Genomic DNA, 20,408 nt, shown 5'->3' on the forward strand with positions numbered 1-20,408 from the left:
ACCATGAGTGAGCAACTGAACGGAAAGGTCGCGGCCGTCACGGGTGCTGCGTCTGGCATCGGGCTCGAATGTGCCCGGATCATGCTGAAGGCGGGCGCTACCGTCGCGCTTGTCGACCGGGCTGAGGACAGCCTGAGAGCCCTCTGCGCCGAGCTCGGGCCGAAGGCGATTCCGGTCGTGATCGACCTGACGAATCCGGCGAGCGTCGCCACGATGCTGCCGCAGATCATCGAAAAGGCGGGGCAGCTCGACATCTTCCACGCCAATGCCGGCACCTATGTCGGCGGCGCGATCGTCGACGGCGATCCGGACGTCTGGGACCGGGTGCTGAACCTCAATATCAACGCCGCCTTCCGCTCGATCCATGCCGTCCTGCCGCATATGGTGGAGCGCAAGACCGGCGACATCATCATGACCAGTTCGATCGCCGGCCTCGTGCCAGTGGTCTGGGAGCCGATCTACACGGCGTCGAAATTCGCCGTGCAGGCCTTCGTCCATACGGTCCGGCGTCAGGTGGCGAAAGACGGCATCCGTGTCGGCGCCGTGGCGCCCGGCCCGGTCGTGACCGCGCTGATCAGCGACTGGCCGAAGGACAAGCTCGAACAGGAACTGGCTGCCGGCGGGCTGATGGAACCGATCGAGGTGGCGGAAGCCGTGCTTTTCATGCTAACGCGGCCGCGGAACGTGACGATCCGCGACCTCGTCATCCTGCCGCAAAGCAACGACCTCTAGTCTTCCCAACCAGAAAGCCGGAATGAGCCATGGCTGAGCATTTCCTTGGTATCGACGTCGGCACGGGCAGTGCGCGTGCCGGTGTATTCGACGCGTCCGGTAACCTGCTGGGTTCGGCCAAGCGCGACATCACCCTGTGGCGCGAAGCGGGCGATATCGTCGAGCAATCGAGCGAAGACATCTGGGCCGCCGTGTGTGACAGCGTCCGCCGTGCAATCGCCGAAGCCGGTGTCGACGCGGCTTCTATCGCCGGCATCGGCTATGATGCAACCTGTTCGCTGGTCGCGCTTGGCCCGGGCGGTAGCCCGCTGTCTGTCTCGCCCTCCGGCGATCCTGAGCGTAATGTCGTGGTCTGGATGGATCATCGCGCCGTGGACCAGGCGCGCCGCATCAACCAGTCCTGCGCGGGCGTGCTCGATTATGTCGGCGGCACGATCTCGCCCGAAATGGAGACGCCGAAACTTCTTTGGCTGGCGGAAAACATGCCGGCTACATTCATGGAGGCCTTACAATTCTTCGACCTGACCGATTACCTGACATGGCGCTCGACCGGCAGCCTGGCGCGCTCGGTCTGCACGGTCACCTGCAAGTGGACTTATCTTGCGCATGAGAAACGTTGGGACGAAGGCTATTTCAGCAAGATCGGGCTTGGTCGGTTGGCGGACGAAGGCTTTGCCCGGATCGGCACGGATATCGTCCCCGGCGGCACGCCGTTGGGCGCGGGCCTGACCGCCCAGGCCGCGGCCGATCTCGGCCTCAGCCCGGGCACGCCGGTGGCCGCCGGCCTCATCGACGCCCATGCCGGTGGGCTCGGCACGGTCGGTGCGCGGGGCGCGGCCGGTAGCGTTCTCACCCGCATGGCCTATGTTTTCGGCACCTCTGCCTGCACGATGACGACGACCTCGGAGCCCGTCTTCGTGCCAGGCGTCTGGGGTCCTTATTTTCAGGCCATGGTGCCCGGTCTTTGGCTGAACGAGGGCGGACAGTCCGCCGCCGGCGCTGCGATCGATCACCTCGTGCGCATGCATCCGGCTTCAGCCGATGCAGCGGTGATTGCCCGCGACGCTGGGATGAGCCTGAGCAACTGGCTGTCGCTGGAAGCCGAAAGGCGCGGTGGTGCCACTGCGACCATGACGCTGGTCGGCGGGGTGCACGTCGTGCCTGAATTCCTCGGCAATCGCGCGCCCTTCGCCGATCCCGACGCCAGGGCGTTGATTGCGGGCATCGGCCTGGAAACCGATATCGACAGCCTGGTCGGCCTCTACGTTGCCGGCGTCTGCGGCCTTGGCTACGGCGCCAGGCAGATCGTCCGGACACAGCAGGAGAAAGGCATTCGGACCGATACGATCGTGGTCAGCGGCAGCGCGGGTCAGAGCCCGCTTGTGCGGCAATTGCTTGCCGACGCGACCGGGCTCAACGTGACGACCACGACTTCGCCGGAGCCGGTGCTGCTCGGTTCGGCCATATTGGGGGCGTTGGCGGCTGGCCATTATCCTGACGCCGTCTCGGCCATGTCGGCGATGTCCGAACTGGCAGAGGTCCAGAAGCCGCAGTCTGGAATGCGGCAATGGCATGACCTCCGCTTCCAGGCTTTCGAGGATCTCCAGACGTTGGGACGGCGGCTAAGAACGTAGATTCACTGTAGCGCCGTCCGTTATCGGGCGGCGCGGCGTGGCGCGGCAGCAGGCGTCCAATGTTCGCTGCGGACAGAATGGGCCGTTTGCGGGCGAGCACTGGCGCGCATATGCGTATCGTCCAGCTGGAACTGATTGACCAGGTCGCGCAAGCGGCTTGCCTCGGAGGCCAGTGTCGCCGCCGCGGCTGTCGATTGCTCGACCATGGCGGCATTCTGCTGGGTCGCCTGGTCCATCTGGTTGACCGCGGTGTTGATTTCGGCCAGTCCGGTGGATTGTTCCCGCGCCGAGGTGGAGATGGCATCCATCACTTGGTTGATCTGGGCGACATAGTCGCCGATCGATTTCAGCGACAGGCCGGTTTCGAGGACCAGCTTCACGCCGTTTTCGACTTCGGTGGACGATTTCTGAATAAGCCCCTTGATCTCCTTGGCGGCCTGGGCGGCACGCTGGGCCAGTTCGCGCACTTCCTGCGCGACGACGGCGAAGCCCTTGCCTGCCTCGCCGGCACGGGCCGCCTCGACGCCGGCGTTCAGCGCCAGAAGATTGGTCTGGAAGGCGATTTCATCGATCACGCCGATAATGTTGGAAATCTGCTGCGAGCTTTCCTCGATGCGTCGCATGGCCTGCTCGGCCTCCGATACGACTGTCGACGATTTCTGGGCGCTGACATTGGCTTCCACGGCGACCTTGCGCGCCTCGTCTGTGCGCTTGGTGGCCGTCGAGACATTCGCGGTGATTTCATCCAGAGCCGCGGCGGTTTCCTCGAGCGAGGCGGCTTGGTGCTCGGTGCGCTTTGAAAGATCCTGCGCGCCGGAGGCAATTTCGCTGGTGCCGCTATCGATGCTGTGGACGGTTTGCAGCACCGCGCCGATTGTGGCGCCAAGCTGTTTGAGAGAGGCATTGAAGTCCTCGCGCAGGGTTTCGTATTCGGTCGCAAATCGCTCCGAAAGCTGGAAGGAAATGTCGCCGGCGGCAAGCCGTTTGAGGCCTTCGCCCAAAGTGCCGGTCGCAAAGCGCAATTGTTCGGCTTCACGCTCGGCGCGCTCCTGGGCCGCAGCGCGTGACGCCTCGCTCCGACTGCGTGAGGCTGCTGCCTCCTGCTCGAGCCTGACGACATTGAGCGCATTCTGGCGGAAGACTTCGACCGCGCCCGCCATTTCCCCGACCTCGTCGGCACGACCGGCATAGGGAATGGTGCTGTCGAGGTCTCCGCCCGACAGTTGCTGCATCGCCGATGCAATCCGGCGGATTGGGTTGGCAATGCCCGAAATGGCAAACACGATGCCGACAAGCGCGACGATGACCGCCAGAACGGCAATCGCGGCGGTCAAGACGAAGGCGGAACTGGCCGCCGCATCGCTCGTCTGCACGAAACCTTCCGTCTGGCTGAGGATGAAGGCCACCAGGTCTGAAACCGCCTTGTTCATCTGATCGGACTGCGCCGTCATGCTGCCCTTGAAGAGGCGAACCGCGTCGGCGGTTTTGCCATTGTTCTCCAGCGTGATCATCTGTTCGGCAAGCTGGCGATATTTGGCGAGCTCCGGTTTGATCCGATTGATCAGTTGCCTGCCGCGCTCAGTACGAACGCCCTTGTCGTATTCGGTCACGGCCTTGTCGACCGCGGCATTGGCGCCGGCGATCTGGTCGACAGCGGACTTCAGCTCCGCCGGTGTCGTTTCCAGCAGATAGTGGGAATAAGTCAGCTTCAAATCAGAGAAACTGCCCTTGATCTCACGAGCGATCACCAGCCGCTGGATCCAGAACGTGCCGATCTGTGCGGTATTGGCATTGATCGTCGAAATCGCGCTGAGCGAAATATAGGAGAGGCCGATCACGAAGGCGCATATGATCGACAATGTTATGACGAGGGCTTGCTTGATGCTTGGGCGTTTCATGCGGGTCTCCAATCCAAGTCTGTTTGGGTGACCGGCGGTTTTCGGGGTCGCTACAAAATGTCGCGCCAAGCGTCTAATTTAGTGTTAACTTTAATAAATTCTCCGTTTTATTTTTGGAACTTCCCATAATTTCCCATAAATTGTACGCAATAAGAGTTCAATCACAGATAAATGTCGGCATCCTTTGCGATAGCTGCGCGGCTGGTACAATCGAAAGCGCGCCTCTTGCGAGGCGCCCATATCGAGACCAGGAGCAAACTGCTCGAATGGAAATCAGGCTTTATCCGCTGCCTAGCGACCGGTACCGAGAAAGGCCTTCAGGCTCTCACGCTGGAAGTAGACAAGCAGGATAAGGAGCGCGCCAATGACGATCGTATGGATCCAGTCCATGTGAAGCACCGAGACTTGCGCGACGAATGCGCCAGCATCGACAGCCAGAAGCAGGAGTGCGCCGAGAGCCGACACGCGGGGAACCAGAATCGCGACGCCGCCGATCAATTCCAGAGCCGCAGTGAAATAGCGGAACCATTGCCCGAGCCCCACCTGCTGGAATTCGGCCACCATCTGCGGCTGACCGCTCAGCTTCATCACGGAGGCTGCGAGGAAGGCAAGGCCGAGCAGGATGCGTAGAACCCAGATCGCGATCGAGATGGCTTTGCCACGCGGTGCGGCACCCATAACATTTTCCATACGAATTCTCCGTCATTGATATCGTGAGACAGGCTTTAACATGCGCCATGCATTTACAGAATGGATGGAATTTCGATATTATGTATCGAAATTGGAGATACATGATGTTAAGTGCGCTCACCCTCGATCAGCTCCGCGTCCTCGTCAGCGTGGAGGAGACGGGCAGTTTCTCGGCTGCCGGACGCAGGTTGGGTCGGGTCCAGTCGGCGATCAGCCATGCGATCCAGTCGCTGGAGAGCGTTCATGGTGTCGTCCTGTTCGATCGCAGCGGCAAATCACCCAGGCTCACGGAAGCAGGCCGCGTTCTAGTCACCCAAGCGCGCCAGGTTCTGCAGCAGGCCGAAACGTTCGAGCGAACGGCAAAAGCAATTTCCACGGGATTGGAACCCGAACTGGGTTTTGCCATTGACAGCATGGTGCCGACGGAGCCGGTCCTGCGGAGTCTGGCCGGACTGCAGTCGTCATTCCCGGACTTGATGGTCACGCTGTTCACGGAGGGGCCTTGGTCGGCGGAGCGGCGCTTGCGCGAGGGCAGCGCGGCGATGGCCGTCGGGATGTTCCTTCCAGTTGCCGCGCAGGGCTTCAGAGCCTATCCCTTGACCTCCATCAGTCTGGTCCCGGTCGTTGCTCCCAATCATCCGTTGGCTCGGGAGAATTCGCCAATAACGCGGGAGCATCTGGCGCAACATGTGCAACTGATCCTGACGGATCCGGGCCAGTCCGGCGGGCAGAGTTTCAGTGTCGTCAGTTCAAAGATCTGGCGGTTCATCGACATCGCGCGACGGCTCGAATTCATGGTTGCCGGCTTCGGATGGGGTAACATGCCCTATCATCTCGTTGCTGATTATCTGGCCGATGGGAGGCTGAAACAGCTTCCTGTCGACGACCCGTCCGTGACGCCCGGTTCGCTGCCGATTTATGCCGTCTGCAGACGGGACAATCCGCTCGGCATCGCTGCCAGATGGCTGCTCGCCGAATTGCAGCGGCAGAACTGGCCGGACGACAACTAGCAACAGTGGCAGTTGCACGTCCCAGGACCGCAAACTCGATGCGCAAGGTGCGTGAAGCCTATACCTCCACAGTATAGCGGGTATACGAAAAACCTATTTTGCGTTTGTGCGGCTTTCCTGGACTATCGAGCCGGCCCTGGAGGAGGGCCACGCGCTAGATCATCTAGCATCCAGGGAGGATTTCATGAAAAGCTTTGCCGCAGCGTCGCTGCGAACGATGGCGCTTGCCTCATCCCTTGCCTTTGCCGGCCACGCCATCGCGGGCGTGAACGAGCTTCCCGACACTATTCAGAAAGAGCTCTATTCCAAGGCGATGCTCGACCCAAGTCAGCCGATCGGTGACAGCGCCTATCGCGATTTCGTCGCCAAGCGGCCGCCGCCGTGGAAGATCGGCTATGCATCCAGCTACGCCGGCAATACCTGGCGCGCCGCGGTCATGGATCGCCTGCAGAACACGATCATTCCCAAATGGAAGAAGCTGGGCCTGGTGTCCGACGTGATCATCACCCAGTCCAACCTGAATGACTCCGTCCAGATCCAGCAGATGCGCCAGCTGGTCGACCAGGGTGTCGACGCCATCATCGTCTGCTGCTCCAATCCGACGGCTCTCAATCAGACGGTCGAATATGCGCATTCCAAGGGCGTACCGGTGTTTTCCGGCATCGGCTACCTGACCAGCCCCTATTCGATCAACTCCTCGGCGAACTTCGTTGTCGGCGGCAGTATGCTCGGAGAATGGATGGCCAAGGAGATTGGCGGCAAGGGCAATGTGCTGGTCGTCGAGGGTATTCCCGGCACCTCCGCATCCGACAGCCAGAACACCGGCATCCAGGCGGCACTTGCCAAATATCCCGATATCACCATCGCAGGCCAGATCGCCGGCATGTGGACCGACCAGGTGGCGCAGGCGGAAATCCAGAAATGGATGGCGACCAATCCCGGAGATCTCAACGGCATCATCATCCAATCGGCCTCCGAACTCGGTGCCTTGCGGGCCATGAAACAGTCCGGCCGGGACATGATCCCGATCACCATCGGCTCTGAACTTGGTGCGCTCTGTTACTGGCGCCACAATCCGGATTTCATCTCGTCGGCAATCCATGCCTGGCCGCCCGGCGACGATTTCGAGATGATCTGGAATATCATGATGCGGACGCTCGAGGGCCAGGGCCCGAAGGTGCAGTCGATCCTCGCCAAGCCGATCACCATGTCCAAGGACGAGATGATGAAGGCGATCCCGGCAGATTGCAGCGAGGACTCCGACGGCTGGTACCATCCGGGCATCGACAAATGGGCGAGCGCTTCCTATCTCGACCAGTTCTTCCTGCACCCGGCCGATCCGGAAAAATACACTCCCAAGAAGTGACGATGCCGCGAGCAACCGCCATGGGCTGAGGTCCATGGCGGTGCTTCTGACCTGAACTCCTGCCGGACGCTGCGATGGCCACCGTCTCCGTCGAAATATCCGAGGTGCGCAAGACCTTTGGTCCGACCGTCGCGTTGGCCAGCGTGTCGCTGCGGGCCTTCGAGGGCGAAGTCCACGCCATTATCGGCGGCAACGGGTCCGGAAAGAGCACACTGGCCAAGGTGATTTCCGGCGTTCTGATCCCCGACAGCGGCCAGGTTTCCATCCTCGGCAAGGCTGCAACCACCCCGCATGAGGCGCGTGAACTCGGAATCTCCAACGTCTTCCAGGAAGTGCTCGTCGCCGACGAATGCTCCGTGCTCGACAATCTCTATCTGGGTGCCGATGGCCTGTTGGGCTCATCTCTGCCACGCGAAGAGCGGTATCGCAGAGCCGGCGCCCTGATGGCGGAATTGCTTGGCTTCCCGATCGATCTGGACATGCCCGCAGGAGAGCTGCCGCTGTCGATCAAGCAGTGGATCACCATCATGCGAGCGCTGCTCACCGAACCCAAGGTGCTGATCCTCGACGAATCCTCTGCCGCGCTCGACTTTGAATCCACCGAGCGCCTGTTCCGCAAGATGCGGGAGATGAAGAAGCACGGCTGTGCGATCATGATCGTCACGCACCGCATTGCCGAACTCGTGCGCATCGCCGACCGCGCCACGGTATTGCGCGATGGCCGGACCGTTGGGACGCTCGAAAAGGATGAAATCACCGAGGCGCGCATCCTCGCCCTCATAGCCGGCCCGGAGCGGGAAAAGGCACAGGGCAGTCAGGTCTCGGCGAGCCGGCTGTCCGATTCCGCCGTCCTGCGCATGAGCGAGGTCCGGGTGTGGCCCGAGGCGGCGCCCTTCGACTTCACGCTCTATCCAGGGGAAGTGGTGGGTATTACCGGGCTCGATGGCCAGGGCCAGGCGGATTTCGTCCGCGCGATCGCCGGCGTTCAGCCATTGATGGGCGGCCGTATCGCCATGATCCGGGAGAAAGTGGCGGAAACCGTCGCCGATCTCCACTCGGCCCGCGAAAACGGCATCAGCTATGTGTCGGGCGACCGCAAGAAGGAGGGCATCTTCGCCAATCTCGGCATTTTCGAGAATATGATGCTGCCCGTCTACAGGGCTTATCGGGCCGGTGGCTGGTTCAACTTCATCAACCGCACCAAGCTCGTGCCGGTGTTCGAATGGGAATCGAGCAAGCTTGCCATCAAGATGGGTGACCGGGACAATCTGATCACCTCACTTTCGGGCGGCAATCAGCAGAAAGTGCTGATCGCCAGGGCTTTTGCCGAGAAGCCGGTCGTGCTGGTGCTGAACGATCCGGCGCGCGGCATCGACATCGGCGCAAAGCTCGATCTCTACCGCAACCTGCGCGAATTCGCCGGCCGCGGCAATGCGGTCGTGTTCCTGTCTTCTGAGATCGAGGAATTCCTCAATCTTTGCTCACGGGTGCATGTGTTCCGCAACGGCACCATTTCCTCGGATTTCGAACCGCCTTTCGACACGCATGTGATCCTCAACGCCATGTTCGGCCGGCGGGCGACGGCTGCGCTGCCGGGCGAGGCCGTGGCTGAGGAGGAAGCTGATCCGCACCATCACGCGAGCGATGACGGCGATCACGTGGTCGCCGCCGGTCCGCTGTTCCGGTCCATCTGGGCGGAGGATGGCCGGCCGGCGGCGCGGCCGGTCCGCATCACCAGCAAAACAACCAATGAGGATCAGATGAACCAGTCCGGCTTCCTGCTCATCGCACCGGATATTCCTCAGGGTGCGGTCATTCCTGAGCGTTTTTCGGAGGACAGCCGTCTGTCGCCGAGACTGCGCTGGTCCGGCGTTCCCGAGGGGACGCAAAGCTTTGCATTGTCGGTGACCGATCCCGACCTGCCGGAAGCCTTCAACTTCCCCCGCAGTTTCGCCCATTGGCTGGTCTGCGACATTCCCGGCCATATCCGTGACCTGCCCGAGGGGGCCAGCGGCAGCCTCGCCATGCCGAGAGGGGCTGTAGAGCTCAACTCCGACTTCGTCACTTTCAAGATACCGGGCTTTGGCAGAGGCTGGGGCGGACCCTGGCCGCCGGACCGGCGGCACCGTTACGTCTTCACCCTCTACGCCCTCAAGACACAGAGACTGTCGATCTCTCCGGACGCGGATCTCGCCGCCTTCGCCGCCGCAGTCTTGCCGGTCGCCATAGACCAGGCCTCGTTCACCGCCGTCTACGGGCCGGCCCGCAAACCATTGCCAATATTGGAAACATCTGCCGAACTGACAGGAGGACTGCATGAGTAGATACGGCAGCAGAAAGAGCTTCGATCTCGAATGGATCGAACGCTGGGCGCGCTGCGTCAATGAAGACAGGATTCTGCCGGTGATCGGCAAGTTCTTCACCAATCGCTTCGTGCTCGGTGTGGACGAGACGGAGTTCCTGATCGAGGTGCGCAGCGGCAAGATCGTCAGGATTGCCGAAGGCCTCGTCCCCAACGATTTCGGCTTCGAATTCGCGCTCAGGGCACCGTCCACCGCCTGGTCGAAATTCAGCCAGCCGATCCCGCCGCCGATGTTCAACGACATCTGGGCAATGGCGCATCCGTTGCACAAACAATTGGTGATTGACGGCAACCAGCTTCCGTTCTGGCAGAACATTCGCGCCTTGACGCGGATGCTGTCGCTGATGCGGCAAGTGTGATCCGGGAGGGGAAGATGAACCAGCACGATCCGATCATCGGGCGCTATGTCTACGTGACCTGCCAGGGCAAGACGTACCGGACCTATTATGAAGAAACCGGCGAGGGCATTCCCATGGTCTGCCTGCACACCGCCGGCACCGATGGCAGGCAATATCGCCATCAGCTCTGCGACCCCGATATATCAGGCAATTTCCGGGTGATCGCTTTCGACATGCCGTGGCACGGCAAGTCGATCCCGCCAGCCGACTTCCATCTGATGGAGGACGAATACAAGCTGACGACCAGTTTTTATGGCGAGTTCATCGTCGCCTTCTGCCGGGCACTCGATCTCAAAAGACCGGTGGTCATGGGCCAGTCCATGGGCGGCAATATCTGCCTGCACCTGGCGCTGAAATACGAGAGTGAATTCTCGGCGCTGATTGCGCTGGAAGCTTGTGACTATTCGCCCGGATGGTGGATCTATCCGCTGCACCATCCGCATATCCATGGCGGCGAGGCGGTGGCGACATCCGTGTTCGGCCTGATGTCGCCGGAGAGCCCGGATGATTACCGCTGGGAGACCTGGTGGTACTACGCCCAGGGCGGCCCCGGCATTTTCAAGGGCGACCTGTATTTCTACTCCGTCGACAGCGATTTCCGCGACCAGACGAGCAAGATTTCCGGCCGGACGCCGATCTATTTCCTCACCGGCGAATATGATTTCGCCTGCACGCCGGAAATGACCGAACGCACCGCGGAAAAGGTCAAGAACAGCGAGGTTACAATCTTCTCCGGCGGACATTTCCCGACATCGGAAGATCCGGCGAAGTTCAAGGATGTGATCACGCCAGTGCTCAAGAAGATCCTGCAGAACGATCCGGAACGCCGCGGCTCCGGGCGCGGCATGGCGCCTTCAACCGCGACGCAGGCGTCCGCGTCGAATGCTCGGCCGAGCGGCCGTCGCGTCATCGATCTCTAAGAAACGTTCAGGCGCCGACCGGGGCGGCGCCTGACCCCTTCGCCCATGGACAAAAGTACCGCCATCATGTCGGAACGATCCTCAACGACCAGCACTTATCTTCTGGTGCCGATCTTTCTGATCGCGGTGCTCTTGAGCACGGCTGCCATCCGCAATCCAAGCCTCGTATCCTTGTCCGGTTTCGGCAGCGCCATCATCGTCGCTGCCCCCCTGGTGCTTGCCACCTATTCGCTGATGTCGCTGGCGGTCGCCGGCCGCGGTACCGTCGATCTGGCGGTCGGGCCGCTGCTTGCCTTCATCAACGTGTCGATCGTCAAGCTCAACATGCTCGGCGTGGTTACCGGTCCGTTCGGCGTGTTCTTCGTCGCGCTGGGGCTCGGCGTCATCTACCAGCTTATCTTCGCCCTTATCGTCATCTGGGTCAGGGTGCAGCCGATCATCGTGGCGTTGTCCGGCTTCCTGGCGCTTTCCGGCATCAATCTGGTGATCCTGAAGCGTCCCGGCGGCACGGCGCCGGACTGGATGGGAAGCTGGGGTCTTGGCCAGACGATTTTCTCGCCTGTGCTGCTGATCGTCCTGATTGCCACTGCCGGCTGGCTGCTCTTCACCCTGACGCCATTCTACACCAACCTTCGCATGATGGGTTACGACGAGCGGGCCGCCTGGACGAGTGGGGTGCGGATCAATATCGTGCGCATCGGCGCCCATGTGATCGCCGGACTGTTCGTCGGTCTCGGTGCGATCTGCTACACGGCGCTCATCTCGTCCGGCGATCCGACCCAGGGCACGACGATGACGCTGACGGCGGTCACCGCGCTCGTTCTGGGTGGCGTCAGTCTGGCGGGTGGGCGCGGTGGGGTCACCGGCGCACTGCTGGGCGCCGTCAATCTCTACCTGATCGGCTTCGTGCTCGCGACCTTCAATTTCGGCGCGATCCAGGCCTTCGTCACGCAGATGAGCTATGGCGTCATCCTCGTCCTGTCGCTCTTGCTGACGCTGCTTGTGCCGATCATCGGCCGGCATATCTCGTTCATTTCGCCCTGGGGCGCATTCGTCGTGTTGGCCTCAGTGGTGATCGGCATTATGTTGCAGGTGGCGACATCGGCAAGCTATCTGCCGGCGGAGACGGCCGCAGTTCCGGCCGGGCCGCTGCTGACCCGCTATCTGATCACGGTTCCGGCGCAGGATAGCGGTCTAGGCATTGCCCTGTCGCCGATCCAGGCCGCCGCACTCCTGGTTGTTGGCGCGCTTGCAATATTCGTCTTCATTGCACGCGTCATCAATGCCGAAGCGCGGACGCGTCACCTCGGCCTGTTCCTCTATCTGTTCATCGCAGTCCTGCTTGTGCTGCTGTTTGCCGTGATCTCATGGCAAAGCCATCTGCCTCTCATCAAGGGAGCCCAGCCGTGACCGACATCAATCCCAGTCCTGGCCGCGAGCCCAGACTGCAACTGCTGCCGATCCCGCGATCGGCGGTGATGATCTGGATCAATCTCGCACTCACCGTCATCATCGCCGCCATCGGCTTCGGCGTCGGTTTTGGCCAGGGCATGAAGGCGCAGGAGGTTATTCTTTCAACGGTCGTCTCTGTCGCAGTGCTGCTCTGGCTGCTGAATTATGTCGTCGTCATCTTCGAGAGCAGGCGGGCCGAGCGGCAGCTGCCGGCCGCAGTGGAGACCGCTTCAGGCAATCGCAGCTTCTGGCAGGCCAATCGCGTGATGATCATCTCCATGGCGATCCTGTTGATCGCCTATCTGATCGTCACTGCATCGGTGCCGGGCTTTCGCTCCATCACCAACCTGATTGCTTTCCTGGTGCTGGAAGCGATCCTGCTGTTCGCCTTCAAGGTCTCGGGCTATTTCGCCCATGGCCGCAGCGCCTTCATCGGCCTGATCGTGCTCGTGGCGCTGATCGTCGTGTCGTCGTTCACGATCAAAGGCTTTCTGTCGGCCGCCAATGTCAAGGCGATCCTGCTGTTCGCCTCGTTTCTCGGCATTGCCTGCGTCGGACAGACGCTGGTGGCGCTGATGGGTGGTCTGGACCTGTCGATCCCGTTCCTGATCGGTGCTTCGAATATCGGCCTGTTGTTCCTCATCAGCCTTGGCGTCCCCTCCTATGTGGCGGTCGGCTTCGTCCTGGTGATCGGCGGAGCCATCGGCTTGCTGAACGGGATATTGAGCTACAGGCTGCAGGGACAGGCACTGATCCTGACCCTCGGCGTCGGCTTTGCCGTGGCCGGCCTGACGCAGATCCTCACCTCGATCGGCTCGGCCTTTTCCGGCAATGTCTTCGGCACCGTGCCGCCCTGGCTGCAGAATCTTGCAGCGATGAACGGCAAGACCTTCGGGCTGGCTTTTCCGCCGACCATCCTCATCTGGATCGCGCTCGCCATTATCGTCATCGTGGCGCTGCGTTATTCCGCCTATGGCCGCTATGTCTATGCGCTCGGGGGAAACCGCCGCTCGGCCAGACTGATCGGCGTCTCCGAGCTCAAATACTGGACGCTCGCCTACACGATATCAGGCGTCTTCTCTGCACTGACCGGCTCGCTGCTGCTCGGCTGGTCCGGTGGCGGCTATATCGGTGTCGGCGACCCCTATCTCTTCACCACGCTGGCTGCGGTCGTCATCGGCGGAACCTCGCTGATGGGCGGCTATGGCGGCTATGGCTTCACGGTCATCGGCGTCCTGGTTCTGCAGGTCCTGAGCTCGTTCCTGATCGGCATCGGTCTGAAATACGAGTGGCAACAATTCATCTTCGGTCTTCTGATCCTGCCGATGGTGGCCCTTTACGGCCGGTCACCGCACATCAGAGCCCAAGTCTAAGGCAAGTCTAAGGGGAAAGACATGTTCGGAGCACTCTACACAACACAGGATGTGGTCAGCAGCGCCTATGCCGGCGCCCTGCTGGCCACCTTCTCGACGGCGATCCTGTGTTTCCTCGGACTGAGCTGGAGCAATGAGAAATGGCGGGTGCCGCTCGCCATGGTCGGCGTCGCCGCCCTGGCATCGTCGCTCGATTATGTCGGTGCGACCTCGCTGTGGCTGACGGCCCATAAGACGAGCGGCGGCATCCGCTTTTCCGCCTGGTTCACAGTGCATCCGCTGCAGGTCGCGGCCATCTATTTCTTCGTCTCAGCCCTCGGCAAGGTGCCGGTCGGCGTCTTCTGGCGGATGACCGCAGCGGCCCTTCTGATGGTGTTCTCGCGTTATCTCGGCGATGCCGGCTTCTTCAACGGCACGCTTGGCGTACTGCTCTCGATCGGCTTCTGGCTCTATATCCTCGGCGAAATGTATTTCGGCGCCATGGCCGACATCGTGCGCAAAAGTAGCCGCCCGGTGCGGCTCGGATATTTCTGGATCCGCCTGATCCTGACGATCGGCTGGGCCATCTATCCCATCCTGCACTTCGTCGACGTTGTCATTGGAGCCGGGCAGGCCTCCGGCGTCGTCGCTCTCTACACGCTCTTCGATCTCATCAATCTCATCACTCCGTCGCTCATCGTTTTGGCCGTTGCCGGCCAGGAACGCTACTGAGCGCGACCGAACTTCCAAAGGCGGCTGCCTGACGAAAGGACACGACAATGACCGGTGCTGATGCAATCGCAATCATTATCCTGCTGACAATCCTCATCGCGGTGGGGGTCTATCTCCTCCACTGGCTCTACCGTCATTCGTCCAAGGACCAGAGCTTTGTGCGCACCGGCTCCGGTGGCGAGAGGGTGGTGATGGGCGGCGGGGCCTTGGTGATCCCGATCATCCACGACATAACCGTGGTCAACATGAACGCCATCCCGGTTGAAATCCGCCGGATTGGCGAGCAGTCGCTGATCACGCGCAACAAGATGCGCGTCGATCTGGTCGCCGAGTTCTTCGTCCGGGTCGTCGCCACCCCGGAAGGCGTCTCGACCGCGGCACGCACGCTCGGGTCACGCACCGAAGACCCGATGGCGCTCAAGGAGATCATCCAAGGCCGGTTCGTCGACGCGATGTCGTCGGTCGCCGCCTCGATGACCATGGAAGAGATCCATCAGGACCGCGCCGGCTACATCGGCCGCGTCGCCGAGATCGCCGGCAAGACGCTCGGCACCAACGGCCTCGAACTCGAAAACGCCTCTCTCACATCCCTCAACCAGTCCGATATTTCGGTCTTCAATCCGGCAAATGCCTTCGATGCAGAAGGTCTGACGCAGTTGACCGAAGAGATCGAGTCGCGCCGCAAACAGCGCAACAAGATCGAGAACGAAGCTCGCATCGACATCAAGTTCAGGGATTATGAAGCCGAACAGCGGTCGCTCGAGATCGATCGAGACCTCGAATATGCCCGCATCGACCAGGCGCGCGCCATCGAGATCCGACGCGTTGCCCAGCTTGCCGAAATCGAGGCGGAACGGTCGACCTCGGCGATAGCCATTACCCAGTCCAAGCTCAAGGCCGAAGAAGAATCCGAACGCATCCAGATCGCCAAGGATCACGCCATCGATTCCGAGCGGATCCGGACCCAGAACGAATTCAGGGCACTGGAGATCGAACGGCAGAAGGAAACCGAGCTCATCGAGATCGCTTCGCGTACCAGGCTGGAGACGGAACGCATCCTCACCCGGCAGCAGATCGAAGCCGAGCGCATCGAGCGCGAGCGGCAGGTGCGGGAAGCCGAGATCAAGTCGCGGCTGGAGATCGAAGTGTTCGATAGCCGCACCGCCACCGAGATCGAACACGCGCGGCTCGATCGGGAACGTGATGTGGAGGCACGCCGCCTCGACACCCAAAGGGAAATCGAGCTCCTCTCGGTCGATAAGGAAAAACTCGTCCGCGTCGCCAACGAGCAGGCTGCGGCGGAACAAGAGCGGGCCGTGATCGCCAAGAAGCACGCCATCGAGGTCGAGCGCATCAAGAAGGATGAGGATGTCGCGCAGCAGGAGATCGCCAAGCAGCAAAGTATCAAGCTCGCCGAGACCGTCAGCCTGCGCAAGGTCGAGGATGCGGCGATCGTCGCCAATCGTGAAATCGAGGAGATGCGCATCGCCGCCTCGAAATATATCGACCGCTTCGTCATCGAGCAGGACATGGAGATCGATCTCGCCGAGAAACGGCGCCTGATCACCGTGGTCAACAAGGCAATCGAGGAAGCTGTTGCCCGTACCAGCGAGGCGGAAGCCCGCAAGCAACTCGCTGCTGTCGAAGAGCAGGTGGCGACAGTGCGCGCCGAGGAAAGCGCTTTGCGTAACAAGAAGGTGGAGGTCATCACCGCCGAGGCGGCGGCGGAGCGTGAAGCTCTTCGGGTTGTCAAACATGCTGAAGCCGAAAAGCTCGCAGTCGAACACCGCGCCCAGGGCGAGATTGCCGAATCCAAGGCCGCCGAGGTGCGCTATGAGACGGATGCCGAAGGCAATCGCAAGCTCAACGAGGCGGAGAACATGCGCAGCGACGAGGCCCGCCGCAGCGCCATTTACGAGCATCTGGTCAAGACCTTGCCGCAGATCATCCGCGAAAGCGTCAAGCCGATGGAGAACATCGAATCGATCAAGATCCTGCAGGTCGATGGCCTGCCTGGCCTCAACAGCCCATCCGAAACCGGCAGCGCCGGCGGTGGTGGTTCGCCGTCGGGAGGCAATATTCCCGACCAGGTCGTCAATTCGGCGATGAAATACCGCACCCAGGTGGCCTTCGTCGACGGGCTGATGGAGGAGATCGGCCTGCCGCTCAAGAATCTCGGTTCGGCCGGCGGCATGTCGTTCCGCAATTTCCCGCCAGTGCCGGGCGGCAAGTCCGGCAAGGATGATGATTGATGGGTGATCGGAGGGGGGAGAATCGTCGGATATGAGCGAAACGCTGCGTTTGGCCGGGGCATTGACGCCGGACTCCCTCTTCTCCCCGGCGGGGAGAAGGTGGCCCGTAGGGCCGGATGAGGGGGCTGCCGCGGGTGGGGCGCCCCCTCATCGCCTCACATTCGTTCGGCACTTCTCCCCGCTGGGGAGAAGAGGGAGCAAGCGACTTATGCAGCAGGTCACATGCAATTGCCGCGCAGGCATAGGAGGAATTTGACCGATGACACCCGAAGACGACAGCGCAGCACGGCTTGACCGGCATGGTCTCGTCATGGCGGTGTGGATCCCGGCGGGATTCGTAGCCCTGGCGCTGTTCCACTATGGCTTCGGCGGAGGCGGACCGCTTTGGATTGCTGCCGGCTTCGGTGCGATCCTCGCTGGCTTTGCTGCGCATGTCGTTGTCAATGCGGTGCTGCACACGGGATTCACCGCCCCCGAGGTGGCGCTGGCACTGGTGCTGTTTCTCGCAGGCGTCCTGGCTTTCGTGATGGCGACGTTGTTTGCCCCAGGCTTCGCGGAACGAAACTTCCTCATCGTGGTTGGCGGGATGGCGGTGCTGGTGGCGACCGTAATCTTCTACATGGTCACCCGGGCAGGTGCGCGCGGTGCCTTCGAGTTCTTCGACATCATTCGTGACAACAACCCCAAGCGGTCCTCGCAATTGCGGGATCGGAGAGGCCGCAAATGACGTCTTTGCTTGTCATTCTCCTCACGGTCCTTGCCGCCTACGGCGTCTACATCGCCGCCCGCATGGCGCGTTCGGCGCCTGCATCCGATTGGTTCGAAGGCGGCCAGCCGACCCTCCCTGGATGGGCGGTGATGTTTTCGTTCGGCGGCATTTGCGTCGCCAGCTACCGCCTGACGGACCACATTGTCCTGACCAGCACGTTTGGCCTGCAGGCCAGCCACGTCGCGATCGGCCTGCTGTTTGCGGCGCTGGCCATGCTGCTCATTCAGAAACGGATATGGCTTGCCGCCAGGATTTCCGGTTGGACGAGCCCAGGCGAGGCGATCGGTGCTTATTACCAGAGCATCACTTTGCGCATCGTGATGATGGCGCTTGCGGCTCTGTTCGGGTTGCCACTGTCTGCCAGCCTGCTGTCCGGCACCGGGAGCCTGATTGCCGAGATCAGCGGCGGAGCGATCCCGCGTGTGACGGCCATCTGGGGAGAAGCCTTCTTCCTTTTCCTGCCTGCCGTCATCGGCGGATGGCGCGCGACGATCTTCATTGTCGCGTTGCAATCGGTCCTGGTCGCGGTGCTGACCCTGACCGTGAGCGGTTTTGCCGAGATCGTTCTTGCCTCCCCAGGTTTCCTGCATGCCGGCATTCCGGTGGCAAAAGGGATTCTGGCCGACCAGATCCCGGGTGTGATCCAATATTCGGCCGGCATCGGCAAGGGCCAGGTTGCCGGCGGCCTCTTCACCTGCGTGAGCATCGCGTCGACGGCGCTGGCCTTCATCGGCGCCGTCGTGTCGCCGGCCTTCCTCTATCTCGGCATAAGCTCGAAAAGCGGTTCGGCCTTGGCGCGCGGCAGCGTGTGGATTATCTCCGGCCTGACTGCGGGCATCCTCATTGTCGTCATGCCCTTTCTCGCAGCGCGGATAGGGCATGGGATTGCGTCGCTTGCGACTGAGCTTGGTGCCGTCGACATCTTCATCGGTGCGGGCCTTGCTCTGGTTTTTCTCGTGGCCGCCCAGCTCGCCATCTCGTTTTTCACCGCGACAGGCGCAATCCTGCTGACGCGGGAATTGATCACCGCCTATGTCCTGCCTGATCTCAGCCGTGCCGGACAACGGCTAGCCGCCCGCATCGGGATTGCGATCGCCTATCTGCTGGTCGCAATGCTCGCAGCTTACGCGCCATTGACATCAACCATTTTTGCCAGCCTCGCTTTGCCGACGGCGGCACAATTGCTGCCGGCGCTGCTGGGATTGGCTTTCGCGCCCTGGATCAGCCGCAGTGCGGTGATCACCGGCCTGATTTTCGGCATGCTCATGGTCTTTTTCACCGAGCCAGCGGGGCTGGTGTTGATCGAAGGCCTGTTCGTGCGCCTGCCATGGGGCCGCTGGCCGCTGACCATCCATTCGGTGGTCTGGGGACTGTCATTCAATTTCGCCGCAGTCCTGCTGGTGTCGATTTTCACCAGGCGTGGCGCGGAGCGGGACCAGCGCGACCGCCTGCATGGTGAATTCGCGGCTCGCTGGCATGTCGACTTCGGCGGCCGCAACGCACGCGGGGCACTGTGGTCGCTGACGCTGATCTGGGCCTTCCTCGCCATCGGCCCCGGCGCCATCCTCGGCAACACATTCTTCAGCCAGCCGATCTTCACCACCCGCACGGCGGCGCTCGGCATCCCCTCCTTGTGGGTCTGGCAACTGTTGTTCTGGCTGATCGGTGTGCCGCTCGTCTGGTGGCTCGCTTATCGATCGCGGCTTGGATTCACCAGTGAGGAGGGTTTGAGACAGCTGCCTGCACAAAAACCTGAACGCCGTCCGACTCCGGCATGGATCGCTGCCGGCCTTGCGCGCGTGATGGAGCGATGAATTCCATGAAGGCCGAGCGGAATGGCATGGATATCCGGCGTTTGCGCTACTTCGTCGCCGTCTGCGACAATGGCAGCGTCTCACGGGCAGCAAGTGCGATCGGCATTGCCCAGCCGGCGCTGACCCGCCAGATCAAGCTGCTTGAAGGCGAGCTTGGCGTGACACTCTTCACCCGCAGCGGCCGCGGCGCGGTTCCGACGGAAGCAGGAACCTACCTGGTGAGTGAGGCACGCCGGCATCTCGACAGCCTCGACAGCCTTGTGGACCACCTGCGCGAGCATTTCTCCGGTAGTCCGGCCCGGGTGACGCTGGGCATATGCCCGACAATCGTGCCGCTTTTTCTCGATCACATCGGCGAGGCCCTGCGCCAGGGGCAGGGTGCGGCGGCGCTTAACGTCATCGAGGCCTATTCTGGAGACTTGCGCAATCTGATGCAAGCCGGCCGCCTCGATCTGGCGCTGACCTATAGCCCGCCGGAGCCGGGCAATCTGCGGATCACCAATCTTCTCTCCGAACGCCTGGTACTGGCAAGCCAGGACGTGCCGGACAAGCCGACGCTCAGCCTCGAAGACATCGACACGATGAAGCTGATCCTGCCGAGCCGGATCCATCAGCTGCGCCGCATCATCGATACCGTCTGCAGCGAGCGACACCATCCGCTGGTGCCGGCGCTCGAACTCGACAGCCTGACCGCTGTCAAGGCACTGGTTGGTGACGGCACTGGGGAATATGCGACGATCCTTCCCTATCACTCCGTCGCTGGCGATGCGGCCGAAGGGCTCTATGAAACCAGGATCATCGATGAGCCGGGCATGGTGCGCACCATAGCACTTCTACAGCCAGAACTCACCGGCGACGGGATTCCCGACGGGCTTGCCGACAGCATCCTGGCGAGAGCGCGCCAGATCAAGCAGACGATGGAAGCGGTTTACTGAGACGGGTTGGTCATAGGTGTCTCGGCTAGCTTCGATCAGGTTTTGATATTTCACATCCTCTGCCTTTCCGACGAATCTGGCGATCGGCAAAG

At 61.6% G+C, this 20,408-nt stretch carries 16 protein-coding genes; 14 read left to right on the forward strand and 2 right to left on the reverse strand.

Annotation, left to right across the window (positions count from 1 at the left end):
• The first annotated feature begins 3 nt into the window (after window positions 1-3).
• Window positions 4-732, forward strand: coding sequence for an SDR family oxidoreductase (locus tag AC1D06_RS01665; protein ID WP_477878315.1), 729 nt, complete (start codon window positions 4-6; stop codon window positions 730-732).
• 29 nt (window positions 733-761) lie between these two features.
• On the forward strand, window positions 762-2,366 hold the full coding sequence (locus AC1D06_RS01670; RefSeq protein WP_477984516.1) for an FGGY-family carbohydrate kinase: 1,605 nt from the start codon (window positions 762-764) through the stop codon (window positions 2,364-2,366).
• 20 nt (window positions 2,367-2,386) lie between these two features.
• On the opposite strand, the gene AC1D06_RS01675 is transcribed toward AC1D06_RS01670, so the two are convergent.
• The gene (locus tag AC1D06_RS01675) at window positions 2,387-4,264 is read right to left on the reverse strand and encodes a HAMP domain-containing methyl-accepting chemotaxis protein (RefSeq protein WP_477984518.1); all 1,878 of its coding nucleotides are present in this window, start codon (window positions 4,262-4,264) and stop codon (window positions 2,387-2,389) included.
• Between the two features lie 291 nt (window positions 4,265-4,555).
• On the reverse strand, window positions 4,556-4,954 hold the full coding sequence (locus AC1D06_RS01680; protein WP_477878312.1) for a DoxX family protein: 399 nt from the start codon (window positions 4,952-4,954) through the stop codon (window positions 4,556-4,558).
• 104 nt (window positions 4,955-5,058) lie between these two features.
• Here AC1D06_RS01680 and AC1D06_RS01685 point away from each other — a divergent pair, with 104 nt between their 5' ends.
• From AC1D06_RS01685 to AC1D06_RS01740, 12 genes are all read left to right on the forward strand, one after another.
• Entirely contained in the window at window positions 5,059-5,964 is a 906-nt protein-coding gene (locus AC1D06_RS01685; RefSeq protein ID WP_477878311.1) for a LysR family transcriptional regulator, read from the forward strand.
• A 184-nt stretch (window positions 5,965-6,148) separates the two neighbouring features.
• Window positions 6,149-7,330 (forward strand): ABC transporter substrate-binding protein, encoded by a 1,182-nt coding sequence (locus AC1D06_RS01690; protein WP_477878944.1) that lies wholly within the window; start codon window positions 6,149-6,151, stop codon window positions 7,328-7,330.
• A gap of 74 nt (window positions 7,331-7,404) precedes the next feature.
• Complete coding sequence (locus tag AC1D06_RS01695) at window positions 7,405-9,654, forward strand: YbhB/YbcL family Raf kinase inhibitor-like protein (RefSeq protein ID WP_477878943.1); 2,250 nt, start codon at window positions 7,405-7,407, stop codon at window positions 9,652-9,654.
• Window positions 9,647-10,051 carry a hypothetical protein gene (locus AC1D06_RS01700; RefSeq protein WP_477878942.1) on the forward strand — a complete coding sequence of 135 codons (405 nt, stop codon included), beginning with the start codon at window positions 9,647-9,649 and terminating at the stop codon, window positions 10,049-10,051. Before AC1D06_RS01695 ends, AC1D06_RS01700 begins: the two co-directional genes overlap by 8 nt.
• 14 nt (window positions 10,052-10,065) lie before the next feature.
• Window positions 10,066-11,010: an alpha/beta fold hydrolase gene (locus AC1D06_RS01705; RefSeq protein ID WP_477878941.1), complete on the forward strand. Its 945-nt coding sequence runs from the start codon at window positions 10,066-10,068 to the stop codon at window positions 11,008-11,010.
• A 66-nt stretch (window positions 11,011-11,076) separates the two neighbouring features.
• A complete protein-coding gene (locus AC1D06_RS01710) occupies window positions 11,077-12,420 on the forward strand; it encodes an ABC transporter permease (RefSeq protein ID WP_477878940.1) in 1,344 nt (447 codons plus the stop codon).
• Entirely contained in the window at window positions 12,417-13,835 is a 1,419-nt protein-coding gene (locus AC1D06_RS01715) for an ABC transporter permease (RefSeq protein WP_477878939.1), read from the forward strand. Before AC1D06_RS01710 ends, AC1D06_RS01715 begins: the two co-directional genes overlap by 4 nt.
• A 21-nt stretch (window positions 13,836-13,856) precedes the next feature.
• Window positions 13,857-14,546: a bacteriorhodopsin gene (locus tag AC1D06_RS01720; RefSeq protein ID WP_477878938.1), complete on the forward strand. Its 690-nt coding sequence runs from the start codon at window positions 13,857-13,859 to the stop codon at window positions 14,544-14,546.
• A 47-nt stretch (window positions 14,547-14,593) separates the two neighbouring features.
• A complete protein-coding gene (locus AC1D06_RS01725; protein WP_477878937.1) occupies window positions 14,594-16,798 on the forward strand; it encodes a flotillin family protein in 2,205 nt (734 codons plus the stop codon).
• A gap of 259 nt (window positions 16,799-17,057) precedes the next feature.
• Window positions 17,058-17,525, forward strand: a complete 468-nt coding sequence (locus AC1D06_RS01730; protein ID WP_477878936.1) for a hypothetical protein — start codon at window positions 17,058-17,060, stop codon at window positions 17,523-17,525.
• Window positions 17,522-19,381: an SLC5/6 family protein gene (locus AC1D06_RS01735; RefSeq protein ID WP_477878935.1), complete on the forward strand. Its 1,860-nt coding sequence runs from the start codon at window positions 17,522-17,524 to the stop codon at window positions 19,379-19,381. Before AC1D06_RS01730 ends, AC1D06_RS01735 begins: the two co-directional genes overlap by 4 nt.
• Window positions 19,378-20,316 carry a LysR family transcriptional regulator gene (locus tag AC1D06_RS01740; protein ID WP_477878934.1) on the forward strand — a complete coding sequence of 313 codons (939 nt, stop codon included), beginning with the start codon at window positions 19,378-19,380 and terminating at the stop codon, window positions 20,314-20,316. Before AC1D06_RS01735 ends, AC1D06_RS01740 begins: the two co-directional genes overlap by 4 nt.
• Window positions 20,317-20,408 lie beyond the last annotated feature (92 nt).

This window comes from Rhizobium sp. P2_G2 (genome assembly GCF_056403555.1).

Coding starts and splice junctions, on each gene's coding strand:
- AC1D06_RS01665 (WP_477878315.1), top strand. CDS start 4: ATGAGTGAGCAACTGAACGGAAAGGTCGCGGCCGTCACGGGTGCTGCG.
- AC1D06_RS01670 (WP_477984516.1), top strand. CDS start 762: ATGGCTGAGCATTTCCTTGGTATCGACGTCGGCACGGGCAGTGCGCGT.
- AC1D06_RS01675 (WP_477984518.1), bottom strand. CDS start 4,264: ATGAAACGCCCAAGCATCAAGCAAGCCCTCGTCATAACATTGTCGATC.
- AC1D06_RS01680 (WP_477878312.1), bottom strand. CDS start 4,954: ATGGAAAATGTTATGGGTGCCGCACCGCGTGGCAAAGCCATCTCGATC.
- AC1D06_RS01685 (WP_477878311.1), top strand. CDS start 5,059: ATGTTAAGTGCGCTCACCCTCGATCAGCTCCGCGTCCTCGTCAGCGTG.
- AC1D06_RS01690 (WP_477878944.1), top strand. CDS start 6,149: ATGAAAAGCTTTGCCGCAGCGTCGCTGCGAACGATGGCGCTTGCCTCA.
- AC1D06_RS01695 (WP_477878943.1), top strand. CDS start 7,405: ATGGCCACCGTCTCCGTCGAAATATCCGAGGTGCGCAAGACCTTTGGT.
- AC1D06_RS01700 (WP_477878942.1), top strand. CDS start 9,647: ATGAGTAGATACGGCAGCAGAAAGAGCTTCGATCTCGAATGGATCGAA.
- AC1D06_RS01705 (WP_477878941.1), top strand. CDS start 10,066: ATGAACCAGCACGATCCGATCATCGGGCGCTATGTCTACGTGACCTGC.
- AC1D06_RS01710 (WP_477878940.1), top strand. CDS start 11,077: ATGTCGGAACGATCCTCAACGACCAGCACTTATCTTCTGGTGCCGATC.
- AC1D06_RS01720 (WP_477878938.1), top strand. CDS start 13,857: ATGTTCGGAGCACTCTACACAACACAGGATGTGGTCAGCAGCGCCTAT.
- AC1D06_RS01725 (WP_477878937.1), top strand. CDS start 14,594: ATGACCGGTGCTGATGCAATCGCAATCATTATCCTGCTGACAATCCTC.
- AC1D06_RS01730 (WP_477878936.1), top strand. CDS start 17,058: ATGACACCCGAAGACGACAGCGCAGCACGGCTTGACCGGCATGGTCTC.
- AC1D06_RS01735 (WP_477878935.1), top strand. CDS start 17,522: ATGACGTCTTTGCTTGTCATTCTCCTCACGGTCCTTGCCGCCTACGGC.
- AC1D06_RS01740 (WP_477878934.1), top strand. CDS start 19,378: ATGAATTCCATGAAGGCCGAGCGGAATGGCATGGATATCCGGCGTTTG.